22 protein-coding genes, 5 tRNA genes and 1 pseudogene are annotated in these 24,235 nt (G+C 51.8%); 15 read left to right on the forward strand and 13 right to left on the reverse strand.

Going from position 1 to position 24,235, the window contains the following annotated elements:
• Positions 1 to 2 precede the first annotated feature (2 nt).
• The 3 genes from srlB to srlA are packed head-to-tail and all read right to left on the reverse strand — an operon-like array spanning position 3 to position 1,904.
• Positions 3 to 374: a PTS glucitol/sorbitol transporter subunit IIA gene (gene srlB, locus KXD89_RS05060; protein ID WP_000216194.1), complete on the reverse strand. Its 372-nt coding sequence runs from the start codon at positions 372 to 374 to the stop codon at positions 3 to 5.
• 10 nt (positions 375 to 384) lie between these two features.
• On the reverse strand, positions 385 to 1,344 hold the full coding sequence (gene srlE, locus KXD89_RS05065) for a PTS glucitol/sorbitol transporter subunit IIB (RefSeq protein ID WP_000148878.1): 960 nt from the start codon (positions 1,342 to 1,344) through the stop codon (positions 385 to 387).
• Positions 1,341 to 1,904, reverse strand: coding sequence for a PTS glucitol/sorbitol transporter subunit IIC (gene srlA, locus KXD89_RS05070; protein WP_000573321.1), 564 nt, complete (start codon positions 1,902 to 1,904; stop codon positions 1,341 to 1,343). The genes srlE and srlA overlap by 4 nt, the downstream gene beginning before the upstream one ends.
• A gap of 255 nt (positions 1,905 to 2,159) precedes the next feature.
• Here srlA and mltB point away from each other — a divergent pair, with 255 nt between their 5' ends.
• The 15 genes from mltB (at position 2,160) to luxS (ending at position 13,518) form a co-directional block, all read left to right on the forward strand.
• Complete coding sequence (gene mltB, locus KXD89_RS05075; protein WP_001295177.1) at positions 2,160 to 3,245, forward strand: lytic murein transglycosylase B; 1,086 nt, start codon at positions 2,160 to 2,162, stop codon at positions 3,243 to 3,245.
• Between the two features lie 144 nt (positions 3,246 to 3,389).
• Positions 3,390 to 3,887: a nicotinamide-nucleotide amidase gene (gene pncC, locus KXD89_RS05080; protein WP_000132231.1), complete on the forward strand. Its 498-nt coding sequence runs from the start codon at positions 3,390 to 3,392 to the stop codon at positions 3,885 to 3,887.
• 79 nt (positions 3,888 to 3,966) lie between these two features.
• Complete coding sequence (recA, locus tag KXD89_RS05085) at positions 3,967 to 5,028, forward strand: recombinase RecA (protein ID WP_000963143.1); 1,062 nt, start codon at positions 3,967 to 3,969, stop codon at positions 5,026 to 5,028.
• Positions 5,029 to 5,096: 68 nt separating this feature from the next.
• Positions 5,097 to 5,597, forward strand: a complete 501-nt coding sequence (gene recX / locus KXD89_RS05090) for a recombination regulator RecX (RefSeq protein WP_000140508.1) — start codon at positions 5,097 to 5,099, stop codon at positions 5,595 to 5,597.
• A 127-nt stretch (positions 5,598 to 5,724) separates the two neighbouring features.
• Positions 5,725 to 8,355, forward strand: a complete 2,631-nt coding sequence (gene alaS, locus KXD89_RS05095; protein WP_000047184.1) for an alanine--tRNA ligase — start codon at positions 5,725 to 5,727, stop codon at positions 8,353 to 8,355.
• A gap of 234 nt (positions 8,356 to 8,589) precedes the next feature.
• Positions 8,590 to 8,775, forward strand: coding sequence for a carbon storage regulator CsrA (csrA, locus tag KXD89_RS05100; protein WP_000906486.1), 186 nt, complete (start codon positions 8,590 to 8,592; stop codon positions 8,773 to 8,775).
• A gap of 315 nt (positions 8,776 to 9,090) precedes the next feature.
• A tRNA-Ser gene (locus KXD89_RS05105) sits at positions 9,091 to 9,183 on the forward strand.
• 3 nt (positions 9,184 to 9,186) lie between these two features.
• Positions 9,187 to 9,263: transfer RNA gene (locus tag KXD89_RS05110), tRNA-Arg, on the forward strand.
• Positions 9,264 to 9,461: 198 nt separating this feature from the next.
• Positions 9,462 to 9,538: transfer RNA gene (locus KXD89_RS05115), tRNA-Arg, on the forward strand.
• Between the two features lie 62 nt (positions 9,539 to 9,600).
• Positions 9,601 to 9,677 (forward strand) — tRNA-Arg (locus KXD89_RS05120).
• A 198-nt stretch (positions 9,678 to 9,875) separates the two neighbouring features.
• Positions 9,876 to 9,952, forward strand: a tRNA-Arg gene (locus KXD89_RS05125).
• Positions 9,953 to 10,232: 280 nt separating this feature from the next.
• Positions 10,233 to 10,799 (forward strand): fructose-1-phosphate/6-phosphogluconate phosphatase, encoded by a 567-nt coding sequence (yqaB, locus tag KXD89_RS05130; RefSeq protein WP_000273290.1) that lies wholly within the window; start codon positions 10,233 to 10,235, stop codon positions 10,797 to 10,799.
• On the forward strand, positions 10,796 to 11,224 hold the full coding sequence (locus KXD89_RS05135) for a YqaA family protein (RefSeq protein ID WP_001287454.1): 429 nt from the start codon (positions 10,796 to 10,798) through the stop codon (positions 11,222 to 11,224). The genes yqaB and KXD89_RS05135 overlap by 4 nt, the downstream gene beginning before the upstream one ends.
• Before the next feature lie 72 nt (positions 11,225 to 11,296).
• On the forward strand, positions 11,297 to 12,853 hold the full coding sequence (gene gshA / locus KXD89_RS05140; protein WP_000611804.1) for a glutamate--cysteine ligase: 1,557 nt from the start codon (positions 11,297 to 11,299) through the stop codon (positions 12,851 to 12,853).
• 149 nt (positions 12,854 to 13,002) lie between these two features.
• On the forward strand, positions 13,003 to 13,518 hold the full coding sequence (luxS, locus tag KXD89_RS05145; RefSeq protein WP_001130211.1) for an S-ribosylhomocysteine lyase: 516 nt from the start codon (positions 13,003 to 13,005) through the stop codon (positions 13,516 to 13,518).
• 63 nt (positions 13,519 to 13,581) lie between these two features.
• Here luxS and emrB read toward each other — a convergent pair whose 3' ends face one another.
• The 10 genes and pseudogenes from emrB to nrdF form a co-directional block, all read right to left on the reverse strand.
• A complete protein-coding gene (gene emrB, locus KXD89_RS05150) occupies positions 13,582 to 15,120 on the reverse strand; it encodes a multidrug efflux MFS transporter permease subunit EmrB (RefSeq protein WP_001295176.1) in 1,539 nt (512 codons plus the stop codon).
• Between the two features lie 16 nt (positions 15,121 to 15,136).
• A complete protein-coding gene (emrA, locus tag KXD89_RS05155; RefSeq protein ID WP_001326681.1) occupies positions 15,137 to 16,309 on the reverse strand; it encodes a multidrug efflux MFS transporter periplasmic adaptor subunit EmrA in 1,173 nt (390 codons plus the stop codon).
• A gap of 126 nt (positions 16,310 to 16,435) precedes the next feature.
• A complete protein-coding gene (emrR, locus tag KXD89_RS05160) occupies positions 16,436 to 16,966 on the reverse strand; it encodes a multidrug efflux transporter EmrAB transcriptional repressor EmrR (RefSeq protein WP_000378442.1) in 531 nt (176 codons plus the stop codon).
• Between the two features lie 90 nt (positions 16,967 to 17,056).
• The gene (gene ygaH / locus KXD89_RS05165; protein ID WP_000119763.1) at positions 17,057 to 17,392 is read right to left on the reverse strand and encodes an L-valine transporter subunit YgaH; all 336 of its coding nucleotides are present in this window, start codon (positions 17,390 to 17,392) and stop codon (positions 17,057 to 17,059) included.
• Positions 17,382 to 18,119: an L-valine exporter subunit YgaZ gene (gene ygaZ, locus KXD89_RS05170; protein ID WP_000445651.1), complete on the reverse strand. Its 738-nt coding sequence runs from the start codon at positions 18,117 to 18,119 to the stop codon at positions 17,382 to 17,384. Before ygaZ ends, ygaH begins: the two co-directional genes overlap by 11 nt.
• Positions 18,120 to 18,242: 123 nt before the next feature.
• Positions 18,243 to 19,420: pseudogene (locus tag KXD89_RS05175) on the reverse strand (MFS transporter).
• A gap of 191 nt (positions 19,421 to 19,611) precedes the next feature.
• Complete coding sequence (gene proX / locus KXD89_RS05180; RefSeq protein WP_001216525.1) at positions 19,612 to 20,604, reverse strand: glycine betaine/L-proline ABC transporter substrate-binding protein ProX; 993 nt, start codon at positions 20,602 to 20,604, stop codon at positions 19,612 to 19,614.
• Positions 20,605 to 20,661: 57 nt separating this feature from the next.
• Positions 20,662 to 21,726 carry a glycine betaine/L-proline ABC transporter permease ProW gene (gene proW, locus KXD89_RS05185; RefSeq protein ID WP_000774988.1) on the reverse strand — a complete coding sequence of 355 codons (1,065 nt, stop codon included), beginning with the start codon at positions 21,724 to 21,726 and terminating at the stop codon, positions 20,662 to 20,664.
• Positions 21,719 to 22,921, reverse strand: coding sequence for a glycine betaine/L-proline ABC transporter ATP-binding protein ProV (proV, locus tag KXD89_RS05190; protein ID WP_000985494.1), 1,203 nt, complete (start codon positions 22,919 to 22,921; stop codon positions 21,719 to 21,721). Before proV ends, proW begins: the two co-directional genes overlap by 8 nt.
• A gap of 353 nt (positions 22,922 to 23,274) precedes the next feature.
• Positions 23,275 to 24,234 (reverse strand): class 1b ribonucleoside-diphosphate reductase subunit beta, encoded by a 960-nt coding sequence (nrdF, locus tag KXD89_RS05195; RefSeq protein ID WP_000777969.1) that lies wholly within the window; start codon positions 24,232 to 24,234, stop codon positions 23,275 to 23,277.
• Between the last annotated feature and the right edge of the window lies 1 nt (position 24,235).

The raw sequence follows: 24,235 nt of genomic DNA on the forward strand, positions 1-24,235 counted from the left end.
TTTTACTCCTTAACAGATTCAAACTTCAAAACCGATCCCGGCGCGATATCGTCGGGGACAGGGCCTGCCACATGGACAGTGCCCGGAAATTCCGCTTCGTTTAAACCATCGAAGCGCAGGGTGACATGACCCAGTTCGCGAAGGTTGTCTTCCGCCACGCTGCCAACAGCGGTCACCGGATAGCGATGCTGCCCGAGTGAAAATTGCAAACCGGGATGGAGTGCACCTTTCAACTCGCCGTGGCAATGAATGAAGCAATACTCTTCGAGGTCCGCAGGCGCGCCTTCACGAAAGGTGATGAGCATCTGGTCACTGAGGGCGTCAATGGCACTCGCGCCGATACGGGTGATGGTGGTCTGATAAATAACGGTCATGTTTCAGCCTCTATTGATAGATAAAACCGGAGACAAACCAGGCGATCAGTACAGTCGGCGCGCCGGTTAAAAAGCGGCTCACCAGTACAGAAGGGACACCGACGCGAACCGTGTCCTGACGGGCTTCCGCCAGCGACAAACCGACCGGGATGAAGTCGCAGGCCGCCTGCGCGTTGATGGCAAACAGTGCCGGTAAAGCCAGATGCGGCGGAATATTGCCGAGACCAATCTGCACGCCAATCAATACGCCGATAACCTGTGCGATAACTGCGCCTGGGCCGAGGAAAGGTGAAAGCAGTGGGAAGGAACAGATGAGCGCCAGCATGACCAGACCCAGTGGATGGCTCGCCAGCGGAGCAAGACCGTGGGCAATCCAGTCACCAAGGCCAGAAGCCATAATGATGCCAATGAGCGCCGAGACGAATGCCATAAACGGCAGAATGGTTTTTAATACAGTGTCGATGGTGTCACGACCAGATTGAAACAGCACCGCAACGGTGGACCCCATGCCCATTCCCACCTTCGCCAGTAAACCATCGCTTTGTTCGGTGATTTTCTTACTGGTGTCATAGTCACGGCCCACGGAAGAGGGTTGTGGTGTCGCATCACCTACTACAGTGATGTTTTCTTCTTTTACGCCAGAGACATAAATATCTTCCACAATGTACTGCGCCAGCGGACCGGACTTGCCCGTCGAGTGGATATTAATGGTGGGAATACGTCGTTTCGGATAGATGCCGCAGCGTAATGTGCCGCCACAGTCGATTACCGCGACACCAATTTCCGCCTCCGCGGGTTCACCTTCTTTAAATCCGTCAATAGCCTGCCAGCCAGTAAGCTGTGCCAGTTTGTCAACAATCGCAGGCCGGGTACCGGCGGTGATATAGACGATTTTTTTTCCCGGCGTGGCTTTCAGCTCAAGCGGGCCGCCCCAGCCACCCGTTCCTTTTTCGATCCGAATATGCGTCATGATGTTGCTCCTGCCAGGTGAACTTTTTGTTCAAGTTGAATGCCCATCTTTTTCTCAAAAATGGCGGTGGTCAGATCGGTCACCCAGCCGCGGAAGAAATTGGTGACCAGACCAACCAGCAGATAACTCACCGCCAGTGGGCCAAGTGGCAGGTTCAGCGTTGTCAGACCGCTGGCAATGCCAAGATAAACAAACAGTTCGCCAGGGTTGATATGGGGGAAGAGGCCATTCATTGAGTGGCAGCTATAAGAGGCCGCCGCGTAGTAGCTGGGTTTGTACTTTTCCGGCATAAAGCGACCCAGGCTTAGGGTCATCGGATTGCAAAAGACAAACGTGCCAATGCACGGTAACAGTAGGTAACGGGAAACAGGGTTACCGGCGCAACGTTGAGCAAAACGTTCAATACGATGCTGACCGATAAAATTAATCAGTGCGTTCATGATAACCAGCAGGCTAATCAACAGCGGAAGAATGCCGGTCACCATCCCGGTAAACACCTCTCCGCCCTTTTGGAACAGCCCGATAAACCACTCTGCACCATGAGTAATGGTTTCTATCATTGTTCTCTCCTTCAGGATTTATTGTTTTATTACCAAACGGCAACCTAATCTAATCAGATTGAAAGATTTAAAAGTGTTATTTTGATCGCAAAATGAAAGATAAATATTTTAATTTGAAAGTTTGAATAAAAGGATAGCGAGGGGAATGAGTTGAGTTATGTAAAGTCCGTATCGGGCAGTGACTACCGCTTCCTTGTGCGGGGCGTGATGCTTTACCATACTTGCCCCTGGTTGAATCTGTTAAATGGACCCCTCATGTTCAAGCGTCGTTATGTAACATTGCTTCCCCTTTTTGTGTTGCTTGCCGCCTGTAGCAGCAAGCCAAAACCTACTGAGACTGATACGACCACCGGAACGCCGTCTGGCGGCTTCCTGCTTGAGCCGCAGCACAATGTGATGCAGATGGGCGGCGATTTCGCTAATAACCCGAATGCCCAGCAGTTCATCGACAAAATGGTGAACAAACACGGTTTCGATCGTCAGCAGTTGCAGGAAATTCTCTCCCAGGCGAAGCGTCTGGATTCGGTACTGCGGCTGATGGATAACCAGGCACCAACCACATCGGTGAAACCGCCATCAGGTCCGAACGGCGCATGGCTCCGTTATCGCAAAAAATTTATTACGCCGGACAACGTGCAGAACGGTGTGGTTTTCTGGAATCAGTATGAAGATGCGTTGAATCGCGCGTGGCAGGTGTATGGAGTACCGCCGGAAATTATCGTCGGGATTATCGGCGTTGAAACCCGCTGGGGGCGCGTGATGGGGAAAACTCGCATCCTCGATGCGCTGGCAACGCTGTCATTTAACTACCCACGCCGCGCGGAGTATTTCTCTGGCGAGCTGGAAACCTTCCTGTTGATGGCGCGCGACGAGCAGGACGATCCGCTCAATCTGAAAGGTTCCTTTGCCGGGGCGATGGGCTACGGACAGTTTATGCCGTCGTCTTACAAACAATATGCGGTAGATTTCAGCGGCGACGGGCATATCAACCTGTGGGATCCGGTTGATGCGATCGGTAGCGTGGCGAACTATTTCAAAGCGCACGGCTGGGTGAAAGGCGATCAGGTCGCGGTAATGGCAAACGGTCAGGCTCCAGGCTTGCCAAATGGCTTCAAAACTAAGTACAGCATTTCGCAGCTTGCCGCCGCAGGTTTAACGCCACAGCAGCCGCTGGGCAACCATCAACAAGCCAGCCTGCTGCGTCTGGATGTTGGCACCGGCTACCAGTACTGGTACGGTCTGCCGAACTTCTACACCATCACCCGTTACAACCACAGCACCCATTACGCAATGGCGGTCTGGCAGTTAGGACAAGCCGTGGCGCTGGCGCGAGTACAGTAGCTATTTACAAGAGGGGGGCGTGAGCTTCCCTCTGGCTAATCAGCTTTTTTCTGAATCCTCCTCGTAAAATTGCAACGCCAACACCATCTTCCTGACGAAAGTGCTATCTTGTCCGGCATAAATTTTTGACTGACAGAGGTTGTGATGACTGACAGTGAACTGATGCAGTTAAGTGAACAGGTTGGGCAGGCGCTGAAAGCCCGTGGCGCAACCGTAACAACTGCCGAGTCTTGTACCGGTGGTTGGGTAGCGAAAGTGATTACCGATATTGCCGGTAGCTCCGCCTGGTTTGAACGCGGATTTGTCACCTACAGTAACGAAGCCAAAGCGCAGATGATCGGCGTACGCGAAGAGACGCTGGCGCAGCATGGCGCGGTGAGTGAACCCGTCGTGGTGGAAATGGCGATAGGCGCACTGAAAGCGGCTCGTGCTGATTATGCCGTGTCTATTAGTGGTATCGCCGGGCCGGATGGCGGCAGTGAAGAGAAGCCTGTCGGCACCGTCTGGTTTGCTTTTGCCACTGCCCGCGGTGAAGGCATTACCCGGCGGGAATGCTTCAGCGGCGACCGTGATGCGGTGCGTCGTCAGGCTACTGCGTATGCATTGCAGACCTTGTGGCAACAATTTCTACAAAACACTTGATACTGTATGAGCATACAGTATAATTGCTTCAACAGAACATATTGACTATCCGGTATTACCCGGCATGACAGGAGTAAAAATGGCTATCGACGAAAACAAACAGAAAGCGTTGGCGGCAGCACTGGGCCAGATTGAGAAACAATTTGGTAAAGGCTCCATCATGCGCCTGGGTGAAGACCGTTCCATGGATGTGGAAACCATCTCTACCGGTTCGCTTTCACTGGATATCGCGCTTGGGGCAGGTGGTCTGCCGATGGGCCGTATCGTCGAAATCTACGGACCGGAATCTTCCGGTAAAACCACGCTGACGCTGCAGGTGATCGCCGCAGCGCAGCGTGAAGGTAAAACCTGTGCGTTTATCGATGCTGAACACGCGCTGGACCCAATCTACGCACGTAAACTGGGCGTCGATATCGACAACCTGCTGTGCTCCCAGCCGGACACCGGCGAGCAGGCACTGGAAATCTGTGACGCCCTGGCGCGTTCTGGCGCAGTAGACGTTATCGTCGTTGACTCCGTGGCGGCACTGACGCCGAAAGCGGAAATCGAAGGCGAAATCGGCGACTCTCACATGGGCCTTGCGGCACGTATGATGAGCCAGGCGATGCGTAAGCTGGCGGGTAACCTGAAGCAGTCCAACACGCTGCTGATCTTCATCAACCAGATCCGTATGAAAATTGGTGTGATGTTCGGTAACCCGGAAACCACTACCGGTGGTAACGCGCTGAAATTCTACGCCTCTGTTCGTCTCGACATCCGTCGTATCGGCGCGGTGAAAGAGGGCGAAAACGTGGTGGGTAGCGAAACCCGCGTGAAAGTGGTGAAGAACAAAATCGCTGCGCCGTTTAAACAGGCTGAATTCCAGATCCTCTACGGCGAAGGTATCAACTTCTACGGCGAACTGGTTGACCTGGGCGTAAAAGAGAAGCTGATCGAGAAAGCAGGCGCGTGGTACAGCTACAAAGGTGAGAAGATCGGTCAGGGTAAAGCGAATGCGACTGCCTGGCTGAAAGATAACCCGGAAACCGCGAAAGAGATCGAGAAGAAAGTACGTGAGTTGCTGCTGAGCAACCCGAACTCAACGCCGGATTTCTCTGTAGATGATAGCGAAGGCGTAGCAGAAACTAACGAAGATTTTTAATCGTCTTGTTTGATACACAAGGGTCGCATCTGCGGCCCTTTTGCTTTTTTAAGTTGTAAGGATATGCCATGACAGAATCAACATCCCGTCGCCCGGCATATGCTCGCCTGTTGGATCGTGCGGTACGCATTCTGGCGGTGCGCGATCACAGTGAGCAAGAACTGCGACGTAAACTCGCGGCACCGATTATGGGCAAAAATGGCCCAGAAGAGATTGATGCTACGGCAGAAGATTACGAGCGCGTTATTGCCTGGTGCCATGAACATGGCTATCTCGATGACAGCCGATTTGTTGCGCGCTTTATCGCCAGCCGTAGCCGCAAAGGTTATGGACCTGCGCGTATTCGCCAGGAACTGAATCAGAAAGGTATTTCCCGCGAAGCGACAGAAAAAGCGATGCGTGAATGTGACATCGACTGGTGCGCACTGGCGCGCGATCAGGCGACGCGAAAATATGGCGAACCTTTGCCAACTGTCTTTTCAGAAAAAGTTAAGATCCAGCGTTTTCTGCTCTATCGTGGCTATCTGATGGAAGATATCCAGGAGATTTGGCGAAATTTTGCCGACTGAACGCATACGGTATTTTACTTCCCAGTCAAGAAAACTTATCTTATTCCCACTTTTCAGTTACCAGCCCGGCGGTTAAGACACGCTGGAGCTGGTGGCGATATTTCGTTAGCTTGATTTCAGGATAATTATGAGCAAGAGCACCGCTGAGATCCGTCAGGCGTTTCTCGACTTTTTCCATAGTAAGGGACATCAGGTAGTTGCCAGCAGCTCCCTGGTACCCCATAACGACCCAACTTTGTTGTTTACCAACGCCGGGATGAACCAGTTCAAGGATGTGTTCCTTGGGCTCGACAAGCGTAATTATTCCCGCGCTACCACTTCCCAACGCTGCGTGCGTGCGGGTGGTAAACACAACGACCTGGAAAACGTCGGTTACACCGCGCGTCACCATACCTTCTTCGAAATGCTGGGCAACTTCAGCTTCGGCGACTATTTCAAACACGATGCCATTCAGTTTGCATGGGAACTGCTGACCAGCGAAAAATGGTTTGCCCTGCCGAAAGAGCGTCTGTGGGTTACCGTCTATGAAAGCGACGACGAAGCCTACGAAATCTGGGAAAAAGAAGTAGGGATCCCGCGCGAACGTATTATTCGCATCGGCGATAACAAAGGTGCGCCATACGCATCTGACAACTTCTGGCAGATGGGTGACACTGGTCCGTGCGGCCCGTGCACCGAAATCTTCTACGATCACGGCGACCACATTTGGGGGGGCCCTCCGGGAAGCCCGGAAGAAGACGGCGACCGCTACATTGAGATCTGGAACATCGTCTTCATGCAGTTCAACCGCCAGGCCGATGGCACGATGGAACCGCTGCCGAAGCCGTCTGTAGATACCGGTATGGGTCTGGAGCGTATTGCTGCGGTGCTGCAACACGTTAACTCTAACTATGACATCGACCTGTTCCGCACGCTGATCCAGGCGGTAGCGAAAGTCACTGGCGCAACCGATCTGAGCAATAAATCGCTGCGCGTAATCGCTGACCACATTCGTTCTTGTGCGTTCCTGATCGCGGATGGCGTAATGCCGTCCAATGAAAACCGTGGTTATGTACTGCGTCGTATCATTCGTCGCGCAGTGCGTCACGGTAATATGCTCGGCGCGAAAGAAACCTTCTTCTACAAACTGGTTGGTCCGCTGATCGACGTTATGGGCTCTGCGGGTGAAGACCTGAAACGCCAGCAGGCGCAGGTTGAGCAGGTGCTGAAGACTGAAGAAGAGCAGTTTGCTCGTACTCTGGAGCGCGGTCTGGCGTTGCTGGATGAAGAGCTGGCAAAACTTTCTGGTGATACGCTGGATGGTGAAACTGCTTTCCGTCTGTACGACACCTATGGCTTCCCGGTTGACCTGACGGCTGATGTTTGTCGTGAGCGCAACATCAAAGTTGACGAAGCTGGTTTTGAAGCTGCAATGGAAGAGCAGCGTCGTCGCGCGCGCGAAGCCAGCGGCTTTGGTGCCGATTACAACGCAATGATCCGTGTTGACAGTGCATCTGAATTTAAAGGCTATGACCATCTGGAACTGAACGGCAAAGTGACTGCGCTGTTTGTTGATGGTAAAGCGGTTGATGCCATCAATGCAGGCCAGGAAGCTGTGGTCGTGCTGGATCAAACGCCATTCTATGCGGAATCCGGCGGTCAGGTTGGCGATAAAGGCGAACTGAAAGGCGCTAACTTCTCCTTTGCGGTGGAAGATACGCAGAAATACGGCCAGGCGATTGGTCACATCGGTAAACTTGCTGCGGGTTCTCTGAAAGTGGGCGACGCGGTGCAGGCTGATGTTGATGAGGCTCGTCGCGCCCGTATTCGTCTGAATCACTCCGCAACGCACCTGATGCACGCTGCGCTGCGCCAGGTTCTGGGTACTCATGTATCGCAGAAAGGTTCACTGGTTAACGACAAGGTGCTGCGCTTCGACTTCTCACACAACGAAGCGATGAAACCAGAAGAGATTCGTGCGGTCGAAGACCTGGTGAACACACAGATTCGTCGCAATTTGCCGATCGAAACCAACATCATGGATCTCGAAGCGGCGAAAGCGAAAGGTGCGATGGCGCTGTTCGGCGAGAAGTATGATGAGCGCGTACGCGTGCTGAGCATGGGCGATTTCTCTACCGAGTTGTGTGGCGGTACTCACGCCAGCCGCACTGGTGATATTGGTCTGTTCCGCATCATCTCTGAATCGGGTACTGCTGCAGGCGTTCGTCGTATCGAAGCGGTAACCGGAGAAGGTGCTATCGCCACCGTTCATGCAGACAGCGATCGCTTAAGCGAAGTCGCGCATCTGCTGAAAGGCGATAGCAATAATCTGGCTGATAAAGTGCGCTCAGTACTGGAACGTACGCGTCAGCTGGAAAAAGAGTTACAACAGCTTAAAGAACAAGCTGCCGCACAGGAGAGCGCAAATCTTTCCAGTAAGGCAATTGATGTTAATGGTGTTAAGCTGTTGGTTAGCGAGCTTAGCGGTGTTGAGCCGAAAATGTTGCGTACCATGGTTGACGATTTAAAAAATCAGCTGGGGTCGACAATTATCGTGCTGGCAACGGTAGTCGAAGGTAAGGTTTCTCTGATTGCAGGCGTATCTAAGGACGTCACAGATCGTGTGAAAGCAGGGGAACTGATTGGTATGGTCGCTCAGCAGGTGGGCGGCAAGGGTGGTGGACGTCCTGACATGGCGCAAGCCGGTGGTACGGATGCTGCGGCCTTACCTGCAGCGTTAGCCAGTGTGAAAGGCTGGGTCAGCGCGAAATTGCAATAATATAAGCGTCAGGCAATGCCGTGGACTCGCTTCACGGCATTCGCATTAACGCTATCGACAACGATAAAGTCAGGTTGAAGTTGTGTATATCGGCTAAACTTAGGTTTAACAGAATGTAATGCCATGACTGCTTAGATGTAATGTGTTTGTCATTGCTTACTTTTTGGCGTTATATGATGGATAATGCCGGGATACAGAGAGACCCGACTCTTTTAATCTTTCAAGGAGCAAAGAATGCTGATTCTGACTCGTCGAGTTGGTGAGACCCTCATGATTGGGGATGAGGTCACCGTGACAGTTTTAGGGGTAAAGGGCAACCAGGTACGTATTGGCGTAAATGCCCCGAAGGAAGTTTCTGTTCACCGTGAAGAGATCTACCAGCGTATCCAGGCTGAAAAATCCCAGCAGTCCAGTTACTAATCTTTCCGCGTCTCATCTTTATCGGTGAGACGCACCCTCAAAATTTCTCCTTCACTCTATAGTCTTTTCGCTTTACTCCCGTTCATTCAACTTAAGTCTCCATTTTTTTGCATTACTACTATCTGTCAGACCTCCATTCTTCTGTTGATAAAACACTCTTTTTGACGTTTTTACAGACTAATTGAACGTGAAGTGTGCAAACGATAAAAGTGTAGGAAAAATTGTTTGACTTATAAGTCTCAGAAAGTAATATGTGCGCCACGCAGCGACGATGAGCGATAAACAAGTTCTTCGAAGCACTCGTAAGAGGCGTGTGGTGAGGTGGCCGAGAGGCTGAAGGCGCTCCCCTGCTAAGGGAGTATGCGGTCAAAAGCTGCATCCGGGGTTCGAATCCCCGCCTCACCGCCATTTGCATCCGTAGCTCAGCTGGATAGAGTACTCGGCTACGAACCGAGCGGTCGGAGGTTCGAATCCTCCCGGATGCACCATATTCTACGTACTTTCAGCGATGAAGGTATGGAAGAGGTGGCGGTAATAACCGCAGGCACCAGGGAGGATAACGTTGCTTTAGCAACGGCCCGAAGGGCGAGCCGCAAGGCGAGTAATCCTCCCGGATGCACCATCTCTTACTTGATACGGCTTTAGTAGCGGTATCAAAAAATCTGCAGTAAAGTAAGTTTCCCGATGCATCCGTAGCTCAGCTGGATAGAGTACTCGGCTACGAACCGAGCGGTCGGAGGTTCGAATCCTCCCGGATGCACCATCTCTTACTTGATATGGCTTTAGTAGCGGTATCAATATCAGCAGTAAAATAAATTTCCCGATGCATCCGTAGCTCAGCTGGATAGAGTACTCGGCTACGAACCGAGCGGTCGGAGGTTCGAATCCTCCCGGATGCACCATATTCTCCGAAATCTTCAGCAATGAAGGTATCGAAGAGGTAGCGGAATTAACCGCAGGCACTAGGGATGATAACGTTGCTTTAGCAACGGCCCGAAGGGCGAGCCGCAAGGCGAGTAATCCTCCCGGATGCACCATCTCTTAATTGATATGGCTTTAGTAGCGGTATCAATATCAGCAGTAGAATAAGTTTTCCCGATGCATCCGTAGCTCAGCTGGATAGAGTACTCGGCTACGAACCGAGCGGTCGGAGGTTCGAATCCTCCCGGATGCACCATATTCTCCGTAACCTTCAGCAATGAAGGTATCGAAGAGATAGCGGTATTAACCGCAGGCACCAGGAAGGATAACGTTGCGCCAGCAACGGCCCGAAGGGCGAACGTCAGTGAGTCATCCTCCCGGATGCACCATCTTCTCCAAAAAATTTCCTTCAAAAATATCTCATTTCTAAATAACTCCTTTATCCATTTCCTGAATTTTCTTCTCCTTCGCCATCAGCGACAAAATCAAGCAATTACGCTAAAGTAGCGTCATATTTTTCGACTTGCGAGAAGACCATGTACGAGCGTTATGCAGGTTTAATTTTTGATATGGATGGCACAATCCTGGATACGGAGCCTACGCACCGTAAAGCGTGGCGCGAAGTATTAGGGCACTACGGTCTTCAGTACGATATTCAGGCGATGATTGCGCTTAATGGATCGCCCACCTGGCGTATTGCTCAGGCAATTATTGAGCTGAATCAGGCCGATCTCGACCCGCATGCGTTAGCGCGTGAAAAAACAGAAGCAGTAAGAAGTATGCTGCTGGATAGCGTCGAACCGCTTCCTCTTGTTGATGTGGTGAAAAGTTGGCATGGTCGTCGCCCAATGGCTGTAGGAACGGGGAGTGAAAGCGCCATCGCTGAGGCATTGCTGGCGCACCTGGGATTACGCCATTATTTTGACGCCGTCGTCGCTGCCGATCACGTCAAACACCATAAACCCGCGCCAGACACATTTTTGTTGTGCGCGCAGCGTATGGGCGTGCAACCGACGCAGTGTGTGGTCTTTGAAGATGCCGATTTCGGTATTCAGGCGGCCCGTGCAGCAGGCATGGACGCCGTGGATGTTCGCTTGCTGTGAGTGAAGCGTTATCGCTTTTCTCGTTGTTTGCCAGTAGTTTTCTCAGCGCTACACTATTACCCGGCAACTCCGAAGTCGTGCTGGTGGCAATGTTGCTTTCCGGGATCAGTCATCCCTGGGTTTTAGTTTTAACAGCAACAATGGGTAATAGCCTTGGAGGGTTAACTAACGTTATCCTTGGGCGTTTCTTTCCATTGCGTAAAACATCGCGCTGGCAAGAGAAAGCTACCGGCTGGCTGAAACGCTATGGTGCAGTCACGCTATTATTAAGCTGGATGCCCGTGGTTGGCGATTTACTGTGTCTGTTAGCGGGATGGATGCGCATCTCGTGGGGACCGGTAATCTTTTTTTTGTGCCTTGGTAAAGCGTTACGCTATGTTGCAGTTGCAGCAGCGACCGTTCAGGGCATGATGTGGTGGCACTAATTGTAGGCCTGCACATATGGTCACCATTACAGTTATGCTAATTAAAACGATTTTGACAGGCGGGAGGTCAATTTGATCCCGGACGTATCACAGGCGCTGGCCTGGCTGGAAAAACATCCTCAGGCGTTAAAGGGGATACAGCGTGGGCTGGAGCGCGAAACTTTGCGTGTTAATGCTGATGGCACACTGGCAACAACAGGTCATCCTGAAGCATTAGGTTCCGCACTGACGCACAAATGGATTACTACCGATTTTGCGGAAGCATTGCTGGAATTCATTACACCAGTGGATGGTGATATTGAACATATGCTGACCTTTATGCGCGATCTGCATCGTTATACGGCGCGCAATATGGGCGATGAGCGGATGTGGCCGTTAAGTATGCCATGCTACATCGCAGAAGGTCAGGACATCGAACTGGCACAGTACGGCACTTCTAACACCGGACGCTTTAAAACGCTGTATCGTGAAGGGCTGAAAAATCGCTACGGCGCGCTGATGCAAACCATTTCCGGCGTGCACTACAATTTCTCTTTGCCAATGGCATTCTGGCAAGCGAAGTGCGGTGATATCTCGGGCGCTGATGCCAAAGAGAAAATTTCTGCGGGCTATTTCCGCGTTATCCGCAATTACTATCGTTTCGGTTGGGTCATTCCTTATCTGTTTGGTGCATCTCCGGCGATTTGTTCTTCTTTCCTGCAAGGAAAACCAACGTCGCTGCCGTTTGAGAAAACCGAGTGCGGTATGTATTACCTGCCGTATGCGACCTCTCTTCGTTTGAGCGATCTCGGCTATACCAATAAATCGCAAAGCAATCTTGGTATTACCTTCAACGATCTTTACGAGTACGTAGCGGGCCTTAAACAGGCAATCAAAACGCCATCGGAAGAGTACGCGAAGATTGGTATTGAGAAAGACGGTAAGAGGCTGCAAATCAACAGCAACGTGTTGCAGATTGAAAACGAACTGTACGCGCCGATTCGTCCAAAACGCGTTACCCGCAGCGGCGAGTCGCCTTCTGATGCGCTGTTACGTGGCGGCATTGAATATATTGAAGTGCGTTCGCTGGACATCAACCCGTTCTCGCCGATTGGTGTAGATGAACAGCAGGTGCGATTCCTCGACCTGTTTATGGTCTGGTGTGCGCTGGCTGATGCACCGGAAATGAGCAGTAGCGAACTTGCCTGTACACGCGTTAACTGGAACCGGGTGATCCTCGAAGGTCGCAAACCGGGTCTGACGCTGGGTATCGGCTGCGAAACCGCACAGTTCCCGTTACCGCAGGTGGGTAAAGATCTGTTCCGCGATCTGAAACGCGTCGCGCAAACGCTGGATAGTATTAACGGCGGCGAAGCGTATCAGAAAGTGTGTGATGAACTGGTTGCCTGCTTCGATAATCCCGATCTGACTTTCTCTGCCCGTATCTTAAGGTCTATGATTGATACTGGTATTGGCGGAACAGGCAAAGCATTTGCAGAAGCCTACCGTAATCTGCTGCGTGAAGAGCCGCTGGAAATTCTGCGCGAAGAGGATTTTGTAGCCGAGCGCGAGGCGTCTGAACGCCGTCAGCAGGAAATGGAAGCCGCTGATACCGAACCGTTTGCGGTGTGGCTGGAAAAACACGCCTGACAGAAAAGAAAAAGGCCACTCGTGAGTGGCCAAAATTTCATCTCTGAATTCAGGGATGATGATAACAAATGCGCGTCTTTCATATACTCAGACTCGCCTGGGAAGAAAGAGTTCAGAAAATTTTTAAAAAAATTACCGGAGGTGGCTAAATGCCGTTGTTAGATAGCTTCACAGTCGATCATACCCGGATGGAAGCGCCTGCAGTTCGGGTGGCGAAAACAATGAACACCCCGCATGGCGACGCAATCACCGTGTTCGATCTGCGCTTCTGCGTGCCGAACAAAGAAGTGATGCCAGAAAGAGGGATCCATACCCTGGAGCACCTGTTTGCTGGTTTTATGCGTAACCATCTTAACGGTAATGGTGTAGAGATTATCGATATCTCGCCAATGGGCTGCCGCACCGGTTTTTATATGAGTCTGATTGGTACGCCAGATGAGCAGCGTGTTGCTGATGCCTGGAAAGCGGCAATGGAAGACGTGCTGAAAGTGCAGGATCAGAATCAGATCCCGGAACTGAACGTCTACCAGTGTGGCACTTACCAGATGCACTCGTTGCAGGAAGCGCAGGATATTGCGCGTAGCATTCTGGAACGTGACGTACGCATCAACAGCAACGAAGAACTGGCACTGCCGAAAGAGAAGTTGCAGGAACTGCACATCTAGTCAGTAAACTATCTTCACAATTAATTGAAAAAAGCCAGTTCAAATGAACTGGCTTAGTTGTACTTAGTGCGCACCGCCTCCGCCGCCACCTGCGCCAAATGGCGGTTTAGCAAACCACACCAGCCCCAGCAGGACGAGGAATATCCCGGCTGACATCCAGAAGATCTCATTGGCGGAAATAATCAGCCCCTGATTGGTGATCTGCTGGGCAATCCAGCCTGATGCCTGCTGTTGCGTCATCCCAAGCCCTTCCAGTTGACTGTACATCGCCTGGGCATTCGGGTTGAACGGGTTTACCGACTCAGTCAACTGCGCATGGTGCATCGACTCGCGGTTGGTCCACATGGTCGTGGTTATCGACGTGCCGATAGACCCCGCCAGCGTTCGCGTAAAGTTAGAGAGGCTCGATGCCGCCGCCAGTCGTTCCGGTGGCAAACCAGACAGCGTAATGGTGGTCAGCGGCATAAAGAAGCAGGCCACCGCAAACCCCTGGATAAACTGCGGCCAGGCCGACGCGCCAAAATCCATACCTGGTTCAAAGGTATAGGCACGCCAGTAGAAGCAGACGGCATACATAATAAAGCTGAAGGTTACCAGCCGCCGCATATCCAGTTTATGCGCGAAGCGGCCGATAATCGGCGACAGGATCACCGGAATAATCCCTACCGGCGCAGAGGCCAAACCTGCCCAGGTCGCCGTGTAACCGTAGACCTCCTGCAACAACTGCGGCAGCAGAACAATAGCGCCGAAGTAGAGCATATACGCGAGGCTGATACACAAGCAGCCGATGGTGAAGTTGCGCGACTTAAACAACGACAGATCGACTATCGGGTTATCGTCGGTCAGCTCCCAGACAATCAGGAAGCAGATAGCCACCACCGCCACCACGGTAAGGATGATAATTTCCTGTGATGAAAACCAGTCCAGCTCTTTACCGCGGTCGAGCATAATCTGCAGGCTGCCGATACCAATAACCAGCAGTGCCAGCCCCACGGCATCAATCCGCCGCCGTTCGGTGCGGGTTTCACGTCCGCGCAGAGTTTGCAGTGTCATCAACACCACCGCCACGCCAATCGGCACGTTGATGAAGAATATCCAGCCCCAGTGGTAATTATCGCTGATATAACCGCCGAGGATCGGGCCGCAAATTGGCGCGACAATCACCGTCATCGACCACAACGCCAGCGCGATCGAGCGTTTGGCTGGCGGGTAGTTATTCAGCAATAGACTTTGCGAAAGCGGGATCAACGGCCCGGCGACAATCCCCTGAATCACGCGGAAGAAGATCAGCATATTCAGGCTGCTGGAGACACCACACGCCCACGACGCAATAGCAAAGGCGATGGTGGACCAAAGGAACAGTTTCACTTCCCCGACGCGCTTTGCCAGCCAGCCGGTAAGCGGGATCGAGATGGCATTCGCCACCCCGAAAGAAGTGATTACCCACGTTCCCTGGCTGAGCGATGAGCCCAGATTCCCGGCGATAGTGGGGATCGCCACGTTAGCAATGGTGGAGTCCAGCACCTGCATGAATGTCGCCAGTGACAGCGCAATCGTCATAATGACCAGTTGCGCGCCTTCCAGCGGTTTTTGCTGTTGCATCACACGCACCTCTGGATTAGCCAGCGTTAGCTTTTACGATATCGTCGATCAGTTTATTGACAGGTGCCAGGCTGATTTCACGCGCGGTGCTTACCGCTACCGGAGTGGAACGTACTTTATTTGCCAGTACCTGACCGTCACGGTTAGTGGTATTGACGCTCACCAGCGTGGACAAACCGATACGCAGCGGATATTGCTCCAGCTGTTTCTGGTCCAGTTCGATACGCACAGGCAGACGCTGAACGACTTTGATCCAGTTACCGGTCGCATTTTGCGCTGGAAGCAGTGAGAACGCGCTACCTGTGCCCATATCCAGACCAACCACTTTACCGGTGTATTTCACATCATCGCCGTAAATATCCGTGGTGATAGTGACCGGCTGACCGATACGCATATTGGCAATCTGCGTCTCTTTAAAGTTGGCATCCACCCACATATTGGTGGCTGGAACGACCGCCATCAGCGGCGTCGTTGGGCTAATTTGCGCCCCAGGCTGTACCGCGCGGCGGGAGACATAACCGGTCATCGGACTGATAATACGAGTACGCTCCAGCGCCAGCCAGGCGTTACGTACTTCGGTGGCAGCCTGTTGCACGGCTGGCTGATCTTCCAGTTTAGTCCCCAGAATCATCGCCTGATTGGCATTGTATTGTTGAATCGCGACGTCCAGTTGCGCCTGGGCACTGGTGACGGCGTCGCGGGCGTGTTGCAGCTCTTCGCGACCAATCAGGTTGGCATTGCCCAGCGGCACACGGCGGTTGTAGTCGCTTTGTGCTTTCGCGAGGGCGATTTTCTGCACCTCAATATTCGCCTGCAACTGCTTGCTGTTAATCATCAGCTGGTGGGTTTGGCGAACGCTGGAAGCCAGTGCAGTTTTGGCTTTTTCAAACGCCTGGCGAGCATCTGTCGGGTCGAGAGTGACCAGCACGTCGCCTTCTTTTACAAAATCGGTGTTATCGGCCCAGACTTTCGTCACGCTGCCAGACACCTGAGACATAATTTGAATTTGATTCCCTGCCACGTATGCGTCATCGGTTTCTTCGAAGTGACGCAGTACCAAAAACCAATAAATCCCTATCGCTACGGCAATAATTATAAAGAGCAAGGTGAGAAGGAGGAGCAGACGCTTACGTTTGCCGCTCTTCTTTACCGGTTGCTGCGGGGTTTGAGTCTCCGCATTTGCGCTCATATTGTTCTCCACGATCTTCTTAACTCATCGGCTGAGCCGACCTGCTTGCCAAAAAGGCCAGCATGTTGCGATGCTGGCCAGTCATTTTTTCTTTTATAAATCTGGATTTTTGAGCGAGATGACGCGTTAGCTCATCGCTTCGAGAACCACACCGTCTTGTTCCATCTGGTCGAGACGGGAGAGCAATTTGCGGGTGATTTGCTCGAGCTGATCTTTTTCTGTTGTGCTGAGCGCGGACCAGAGTTGATGCAGGCAGTTATGCTGCGGTGGTAAAACCTCGCGCAAAAACTCGTGACCTTTTTCCGTTAATTGCAGATGCAGGCAGCGGCGATCGTTATCGCTTTCACGACGTTCGATCCAACCGCGTTTTTCCAGTTCATCGGCAATACGCGTCGCGTTGGTACGGGATGATCCAAGAGCACAACTTAATTCAGAAGGCTGAATACTGTGGTTTTCCTGAGACTCCAGCGTAATCAACGCCATAAACAACGTCTCGTTAATCCCCTGAGCCTTCAGCATTTTATTGCGGTTCTCCAGCAGCTTGCTTTGCATGTGCATGCAAAGACGAGTCAGAAGGATCTCCTGATAAGGAAAATCTTCGTGGCGGCTGGCGCGAAATTTTAGCATTTGTTCAATGGGCGTAAACGAACTATCCATTTGGGTATGACCTCATTAATTTCAGCCGATATAGTAACGACAGTGACAAATAAAGTAAATGTATTGTTTTAGAAAAATGATTCTTGTGGGTTATATAATCGCCATCACTTTCCAGGCTAGCCCATAGGCCAGCGCACTAAGCAGTGTTGGGATGATAATGCTGCGTGTTTTATAGAAACTGGCACCCAGTACCGCGAAGCCGACCAGCGTGGGCACGAAACGGCGTGTATCGTGCATCACTTCTGGTGCGGTAGAGACAACCAGCAGAGCGCATATCGAGGCGATGCCAATGGTGTCGAGCAAAATACCTACCGCGCCACGTTTGGTTGGGCGGGCATTACCCACACGCAGGCGCAGCGGCAAATAGCGGAAGCAATAATTCGCCACGCCAACTAGTAACCCAAGCAGCAGAACCTCATAGCTCATCGGGCGCTCCTTGCCAGAATGCCTGGATTAACGCAGTGAGGCAGCCACAGACAATGCCTGCCAGAATGGCGACGGGAATAGAAAATAGCGTTACGCCTGCAAGGGCACCAACTAACGCTGCGGTAACGCAAAGAGATTGTTTGCGCTGGAAAGAGGCGAGCAGGAAACTCATAAAGAGTGCCGGAAGCATAAAACCTAATGCAGCTTCAACGGCGGGATAACCTTGCAGCAAGCCGCTGCCGGAGAATGCCCCTATTACCGTACCAAATACCCACGATGACCATGAACTGAAGGCAATGCCGATCATCCAGTTCTCGCTCCAGCGGCGATTATTGCGTACCAGTTTTGCGGTTGCGGCGGCAAAAACCTCATCCGTCAGGCCAAACGCCCACAGGGCGGTTTTCGATTTTTGCAGACGCTGAATAATACGGCTACGCAGTGACGGGCCATACAACACATGGCGAACATCCATTGCCATGACGGTCAGTGCAGCAATCCACAAACTACTCCCGGCTGCCAGCATCGCGGTAATGACGAACTGGCTCGCGCCTGCATAAATGATGCAGGAGAAAAAAACGCTTTCGAGAGGAGAGAATCCCAGACGGGTCGCATTCAGACCGAACGCAAAGGCCACCGGAATATAACTAATAACAATCGGTAAACTGTCTTTGCATCCTTCCATGAAGGTCGCCGAACCAGGAGCAGGCTGTGGAGTAGGGCTTTCCATAGAGTGTACGCTTAACGATTGTTAATATTATAAATAGACTGAATGAATATCTTAACCTTATCAGACTGATGGGCTTCTTAACACCCTTATAAGTGTAAAGCCACGAAAACGGTTGCTGATTGCTTAATTTGCGGCTTCCTGACGATGAAAACCTCGCCACCAGACCAGTAAGTTAACCAGGGCAATCGTCGCGCCAGCCAGACAAACGCCAGCCCAACCGCCATGTTGCCAGGCTGAGGCTGAAATTAGCGAACCGGCGGCACCGCCAATAAAGTAGCTAGTCATGTAACCTGCGGTCAGGCGATTGCGCGCATCAGGATGTATCCGATAAATTACCGTCTGGTTAGTGATATGCACGCCCTGCACGGTGAGATCCAGCACCAGGATTCCGATAATCAACGCCAGTACGGAAGTGTGACCAAACCAGATCGCCAGCCATGAAAGTAATAGCAGCAGCAGACCGAAAGTTGTGGTGTGGTGCGATTTGCCCTTATCGGCAAAACCGCCCGCCGGACGAGCGCCCAACGCTCCGGCAGCTCCCGCAAGTCCAAACAGACCAATGACACCATCGCTGTAGTTAAAAGGTGGAGCGGCAAGCAAAAAGGCCATTGAGGTCCAGAGAATGCTGAAATTGGCAAAGGTCAGGCAGCCCAGCAACGCGCGGGTACGCAGAATTTTATCGCTGATAAACATACTGAAAACGGAACCCAACAACTGTGGGTAGTTGAGGTGGGTTTCTGATTTCATTTGTGGCAGACCACGCCATAATGCCAGCGCCATCAGTGCCATTAACACCGAAGCAACCCAAAAGACGGTGCGCCAGCCGCCGAGATTCGCCAGCAATCCGGCAACTGTCCGTGCCAGCAAGATCCCCAACAGCAGACCGCTCATAATAGTGCCAACCACTTTGCCGCGTTTATCCGGTGAAGCCAGCGTCGCTGCCAGCGGAACCAGAATTTGTGCCACGACTGAGAATAAACCGGTTAATGCCGTACCGAGGATCATCATCGCCAGCGACTGACTGCTGGCGGTAATCAACATGCCGCCAGTAAGGTCATCGAGACAATCAGGCGGCGGCGTTCAAACATATCACCGAGGGGAACAAGAAACAGTAGACCTGCGGCATAGCCCAACTGCGCGGCGGTAACAATAAAGCCTGCCGAACTGGCGGAAAGGGAAAAGTTACGCGCGATGGTGTCGAGCAATGGCTGGGCGTAATAGTTACTGGCTACCGCCAGACCGGTGGCGATAGACATCAGCACGATCAGCGCCGGGCTAAGCTCATGATTAGGTTTAGTCATTATTTTTGTTCATCAGGTGATGATTAAGCTGGAAATCAATAATAGCGGATGTTGATGAATATGGGATGAAAGATAGATTGTTGAAATGTGCGATGTGGTTTGTAGGCATGATAAGACGCGCCAGCGTCGCATCAGGCATTGTGCACAGAACGGCGGATGCGGCAAAAACGCCTTATCCGCCCGAATAAAAATTACTTCTGCGCTGCCAGCGCCTCATTCACCCAGCCATCGAACTGCTGCTGGTGGGCTTTGATCCAACCATCAACGTGTCCCTGAATATCGCCTTCTGAGGCTTTGCCGTCATGCATAATGGCGTTCTGGGCGTTAATATCTGCCACTGGCAACTGCATAATGGCAAACAGTTTCGCTGCTGCCGGGTTTTTCTCGGCCCAGGCTTTGTTGGCAACGATATGCATGGTGCTGACCGGGAAGCCATAATTCGCACCATTCGGCAGTTTGGTATCGGCGTTTTTATCGCCCGGCAGTGCGGAGAACGGCACCTGCAACCAGACGACATCTTTGCCCGGCTTCAGTTCGTTACTCACCCAGTACGGCGTCCAGGTGTAATAAAACACCGGTTTGCCCTCTTTGTAGCGACTGATGGTGTCGGCCATCATCGCTGCGTAGTTCCCCTGATTATGCGTCACGGTGTTGGTCAGTTCATACGCGGCAAGCTGGTGGTTGATCGCACCTTCGCAGCCCCAGCCAGGGTTACAACCGGTTAAATCCGCTTTTCCGTCGCCGTTGGTATCGAACAGTTTGGCGATCTTCGGATCTTTCAGTTGTGCGATGTTGGTGATTTTGTACTGGTCGGCGGTTTTCTTATCGATCAGGTAACCCTGTGCCGCGCCGTTAACAAATACCCCTTCACGATAAAATTTCTTATCGCCACCGGCAGCTTCGTACATGTTGTCATGCAGTGGCGTCCAGTTCACGGCGGTGAAGGTTGCATCGCCGGAAGCAAGCGAGGTGTAGCCAACGTTGTAATCTACTTCGCTGGGTTTGTTGACGGTATAACCTAATTTCTCCAGCGCACGACTGACCAGCAGCGTCTGGAAGGTTTCTTCAGTGATGGTGCTCTGAACTGGATTAACAGTAATGCCTTTGCCCGGCAGATCGGCAGCAAAAGTTTGTGTAGAGATAAGCGTGGCAAACGCTGTCGCAAAAAGTACGCTATGTCGCATTGTTATTCCTTTTTTTGGCAGGGTGATAATGCCCGGCGTCACCGGGCAAGTGCAGAGTTACTTAATGAATGGGCGGGTCAGCAGACCAACAGGGCCAGTGGTGTACCAGCGACGGTTGCCGCGACTGCGTGAGTCGCGCCCAACGGCCTGCGTCAGACGATCGAGGATAATGGCGAGGATCACAATCCCGACGCCGCCAACGGTGGCAAGCCCCATATCCAGACGACCGATACCGCGAAGTACCATCTGACCCAACCCGCCGACGGCAATCATCGAGGCGATGACCACCATAGAAAGGGCCAGCATCAGCGTCTGGTTAACGCCCGCCATAATGGTCGGCATCGCCAGCGGTAACTGAACTTTGAACAGCATCTGGCGCGGGCTGGCACCGAATGAGCGCGAGGCTTCAATCAGATCCGCCGGAACCTGGTTAATCCCCAGAATGGTCAGACGGATAATCGGCGGCAGAGCAAAGATGATCGTCACCACCACGCCCGGCACGTTACCGATACCAAATAGCATGACGATTGGCACCAGATAAACAAACGCTGGCGTGGTCTGCATGGCATCAAGCAGTGGACGAATAATTTTCGCCGCTCGCGGACTTCTCGCCAGCCATATCCCCAACGGCAAACCGATGACGATACAGAACAGCAGGGCGGTTAACACCAGCGCCAGAGTCACCATTGCCTGCGACCAGGCACCGATTGCGCCGATGGCAATCAGCGAAACCAGCGTCGCCACACCCATTCCGACCCCGGAAATCTGCCAGGCGATGAGAGCGAAAACGATAATCGCCACCGGTGCGGGCATACCCAGCAGCAATTGCTGGAAACCGTTGAGGATATAATCAACCGGAACGCGCACGCCCTGGAAGACGGGACGGAAATGGGTAACGACCCAGTCGATCCCTTCAGTGACCCAACTGTCGAGCGGGATCAGCGTTTTATGGAACGGATCGAGAATATTAAAATGCTCGACGTTTGGCGCAGGCGTACTGGTCAGCCAGTCAGCACCACCGCCGTCAGTCGGTGCAGTCGTCGGTGTACCCCAGGCGTCTGCGGATTGCGCGGCACTGTCCGCCGCTGGCGTGGTATCCCACGGATTATTTTGATCAGCCATTATTTACCCCCTCACGATCTAAAGCGCGCAGCAGCATTCCTTTCGAAATGATGCCGACATACTGTTGGTCCTCGTCGACCACGGGCACCGCACAGGGTGCCTGTCCGACATGAGAGAGCAACTCGCTAAGAGGCGTTTGTGCATCGACTGCTAACGGCGCATCAATCAGCGCCGCATCAAGACCTTGCTGCTGCGTTAACGCGGTTTTAAGCGAATCGATGGAGACTGCGCCGACAAACTTATTACCGCGTTCGATAACGTAGCCATATTCGCGATCTTCATCCTGCAATAATTTCAGTGCCGAACGTGGGCCGAAGCCAGGGGTTTTACGAATTAAGCCATTCGGTGTCCGGCGGGCAATATCTTTCGCACTGAATACCTGACTAATATCAACGCCACGGAAGAAGGTACGGACATAATCATTCGCCGGATTATTGAGAATTTCATCCGGTGTGCCGACCTGTACCACTTCACCATTTTGCATAATGGCAATTCGGTCGCCAATACGCATGGCTTCATCAAGATCGTGGGAAATAAAGACAATGGTGCGCTGATGTTTCGCCTGTAATTTTACCAGCTCATCCTGCATCTCGGTGCGAATTAATGGATCGAGCGCCGAGAAGGCTTCGTCCATTAATAATATATCCGGATTAATCGCTAACGCGCGGGCTAATCCCACACGTTGACGCATCCCGCCAGAGAGTTCATCCGGGTAGCTGTGGGCATAATTTTCCAGCCCGACCTGACGCAGTGCATCAAGGGCTTTTTCCCGGCGTTCTTCGGCATTAATTCCGGCCAATTCCATACCGAACGCAGTATTGTCCAGCACGGTCATATGCGGCATTAAGGCAAAGGACTGGAAGACCATCGCAATCTTTTTTCTGCGCACCTCACGGAGTTCGGCGTCGGATATTTTGGCAATATCCACACCATCAATCAGCACTTGCCCGCGGGTGGGTTCAATCAGGCGATTGAGAAGGCGTACCATTGTGGATTTACCCGAGCCGGATAATCCCATGATGACAAATATCTCGCCTTCTTCAATGGCCAGACTGGCGTCTTTTACGCCAAGCGATAGCCCAGTTTTTTCCAGAATTTGTTCTTTTGAAAGTCCTTGTTCGATATATTTGAACGCTCGCTGTGGATGCTCGCCAAATATTTTATAAAGATTTTTAATTTCTAATTTAATTGCCATGCAATAGAAAGATTCCTTTATTTGTCTATGTCGATATATTACCCAATGGAAATAGTCACTTTTTTCTACCCTAACATACTGAGAATCTGAGGCAACCCCTGATGGCAAATGTGGCATGAATATTGATGCGAGCAAATCGCCGGAATTTCCCGTGATATAAGGGCTGAGAGCAAATCGAGAAAGTTGATATTTTTTGTCAAAGATAGCGAAAAAACGCCTGAATATTGTGGTTTCAGGCGAATAATGCAACAGAGTATCAGTGTAGATCACCACAAATTATTTGCGTGATAAAAAGCTATTTGGCGGGAATTATTTCCCTGCTGCGGGTAGTGATATTTTTGAAAATAACACCCTCAGAAATTCCAGTCTTCATCTTCTGTTTCAACCGCTTTCCCCATCACATAAGAGGAGCCTGAACCGGAAAAGAAATCGTGATTTTCATCGGCATTCGGCGAAAGCGCGGCGAGGATTGCCGGATTCACTTCCGCCATTTCTGCGGGAAATAACGGTTCGTAGCCCAGATTCATCAAAGCCTTATTGGCGTTGTAACAGAGAAACGCTTTCACATCGTCAGCCCACGGGGTTTCGGCGTACAGCTCATCGGTGTATTGCAACTCGTTGTCGTAGAGTTCCAGCAACAAATCGAAGGCGAAACTCTTCAACTCTTCACGTTGTCCCAGAGATATCTTTTCCATGTTTTTCTGATATTTATAGCCTATGTAGTAACCGTGGACTGCTTCATCGCGGATAATCAGACGGATCAGGTCCGCGGTATTGGTCAGCTTTCCGCGGCTGGAAAAATACATCGGCAGCCAGAAACCGGAATAGAACAAAAAAGATTCAAGAAACACACTGGCGATTTTCTTTTTCAGCGGATCATCACCGCGATAATGTTGCTGAATAATCTGAGCTTTTCGCTGCAACGGTGCGTTTTCTTCACTCCAGGCGTAGGCGGCATCGACATCTTTGGTCTGGCATAGCGTCGAGAAAATCGAACTGTAAGAGCGGGCATGAACCGCTTCCATAAAGCTGATATTCGATAATACCGCTTCTTCATGAGGCGTGAGTGCATCGGGCATCAGAGAAGGCGCGCCGATAACATTTTGCAGCGTGTCGAGCAGCGTCAGGCCAGTAAAAACGCGCATCGTCAGTTGTTGTTCTACGACAGTTAATGTCTGCCAGGCAGGAATATCGTTCGACAGCGGCACCTTTTCTGGTAGCCAGAAATTGCTGGTCAGGCGATTCCACACCTCCAGATCTTTATCGTCAGATATCTTGTTCCAGTTGATGGCGCTGATACGTGAGAGTTTCATA

Source organism: Escherichia sp. TC-EC600-tetX4 (assembly GCF_019356055.1).
Classification (GTDB): domain Bacteria; phylum Pseudomonadota; class Gammaproteobacteria; order Enterobacterales; family Enterobacteriaceae.

Coding starts and splice junctions, on each gene's coding strand:
- proV (WP_000985494.1), bottom strand. CDS start 22,921: ATGGCAATTAAATTAGAAATTAAAAATCTTTATAAAATATTTGGCGAG.
- srlA (WP_000573321.1), bottom strand. CDS start 1,904: ATGATAGAAACCATTACTCATGGTGCAGAGTGGTTTATCGGGCTGTTC.
- csrA (WP_000906486.1), top strand. CDS start 8,590: ATGCTGATTCTGACTCGTCGAGTTGGTGAGACCCTCATGATTGGGGAT.
- mltB (WP_001295177.1), top strand. CDS start 2,160: ATGTTCAAGCGTCGTTATGTAACATTGCTTCCCCTTTTTGTGTTGCTT.
- emrA (WP_001326681.1), bottom strand. CDS start 16,309: ATGAGCGCAAATGCGGAGACTCAAACCCCGCAGCAACCGGTAAAGAAG.
- ygaZ (WP_000445651.1), bottom strand. CDS start 18,119: ATGGAAAGCCCTACTCCACAGCCTGCTCCTGGTTCGGCGACCTTCATG.
- recA (WP_000963143.1), top strand. CDS start 3,967: ATGGCTATCGACGAAAACAAACAGAAAGCGTTGGCGGCAGCACTGGGC.
- proX (WP_001216525.1), bottom strand. CDS start 20,604: ATGCGACATAGCGTACTTTTTGCGACAGCGTTTGCCACGCTTATCTCT.
- ygaH (WP_000119763.1), bottom strand. CDS start 17,392: ATGAGCTATGAGGTTCTGCTGCTTGGGTTACTAGTTGGCGTGGCGAAT.
- pncC (WP_000132231.1), top strand. CDS start 3,390: ATGACTGACAGTGAACTGATGCAGTTAAGTGAACAGGTTGGGCAGGCG.
- nrdF (WP_000777969.1), bottom strand. CDS start 24,234: ATGAAACTCTCACGTATCAGCGCCATCAACTGGAACAAGATATCTGAC.
- alaS (WP_000047184.1), top strand. CDS start 5,725: ATGAGCAAGAGCACCGCTGAGATCCGTCAGGCGTTTCTCGACTTTTTC.
- proW (WP_000774988.1), bottom strand. CDS start 21,726: ATGGCTGATCAAAATAATCCGTGGGATACCACGCCAGCGGCGGACAGT.
- recX (WP_000140508.1), top strand. CDS start 5,097: ATGACAGAATCAACATCCCGTCGCCCGGCATATGCTCGCCTGTTGGAT.
- srlE (WP_000148878.1), bottom strand. CDS start 1,344: ATGACGCATATTCGGATCGAAAAAGGAACGGGTGGCTGGGGCGGCCCG.
- emrB (WP_001295176.1), bottom strand. CDS start 15,120: ATGCAACAGCAAAAACCGCTGGAAGGCGCGCAACTGGTCATTATGACG.
- luxS (WP_001130211.1), top strand. CDS start 13,003: ATGCCGTTGTTAGATAGCTTCACAGTCGATCATACCCGGATGGAAGCG.
- emrR (WP_000378442.1), bottom strand. CDS start 16,966: ATGGATAGTTCGTTTACGCCCATTGAACAAATGCTAAAATTTCGCGCC.
- srlB (WP_000216194.1), bottom strand. CDS start 374: ATGACCGTTATTTATCAGACCACCATCACCCGTATCGGCGCGAGTGCC.
- yqaB (WP_000273290.1), top strand. CDS start 10,233: ATGTACGAGCGTTATGCAGGTTTAATTTTTGATATGGATGGCACAATC.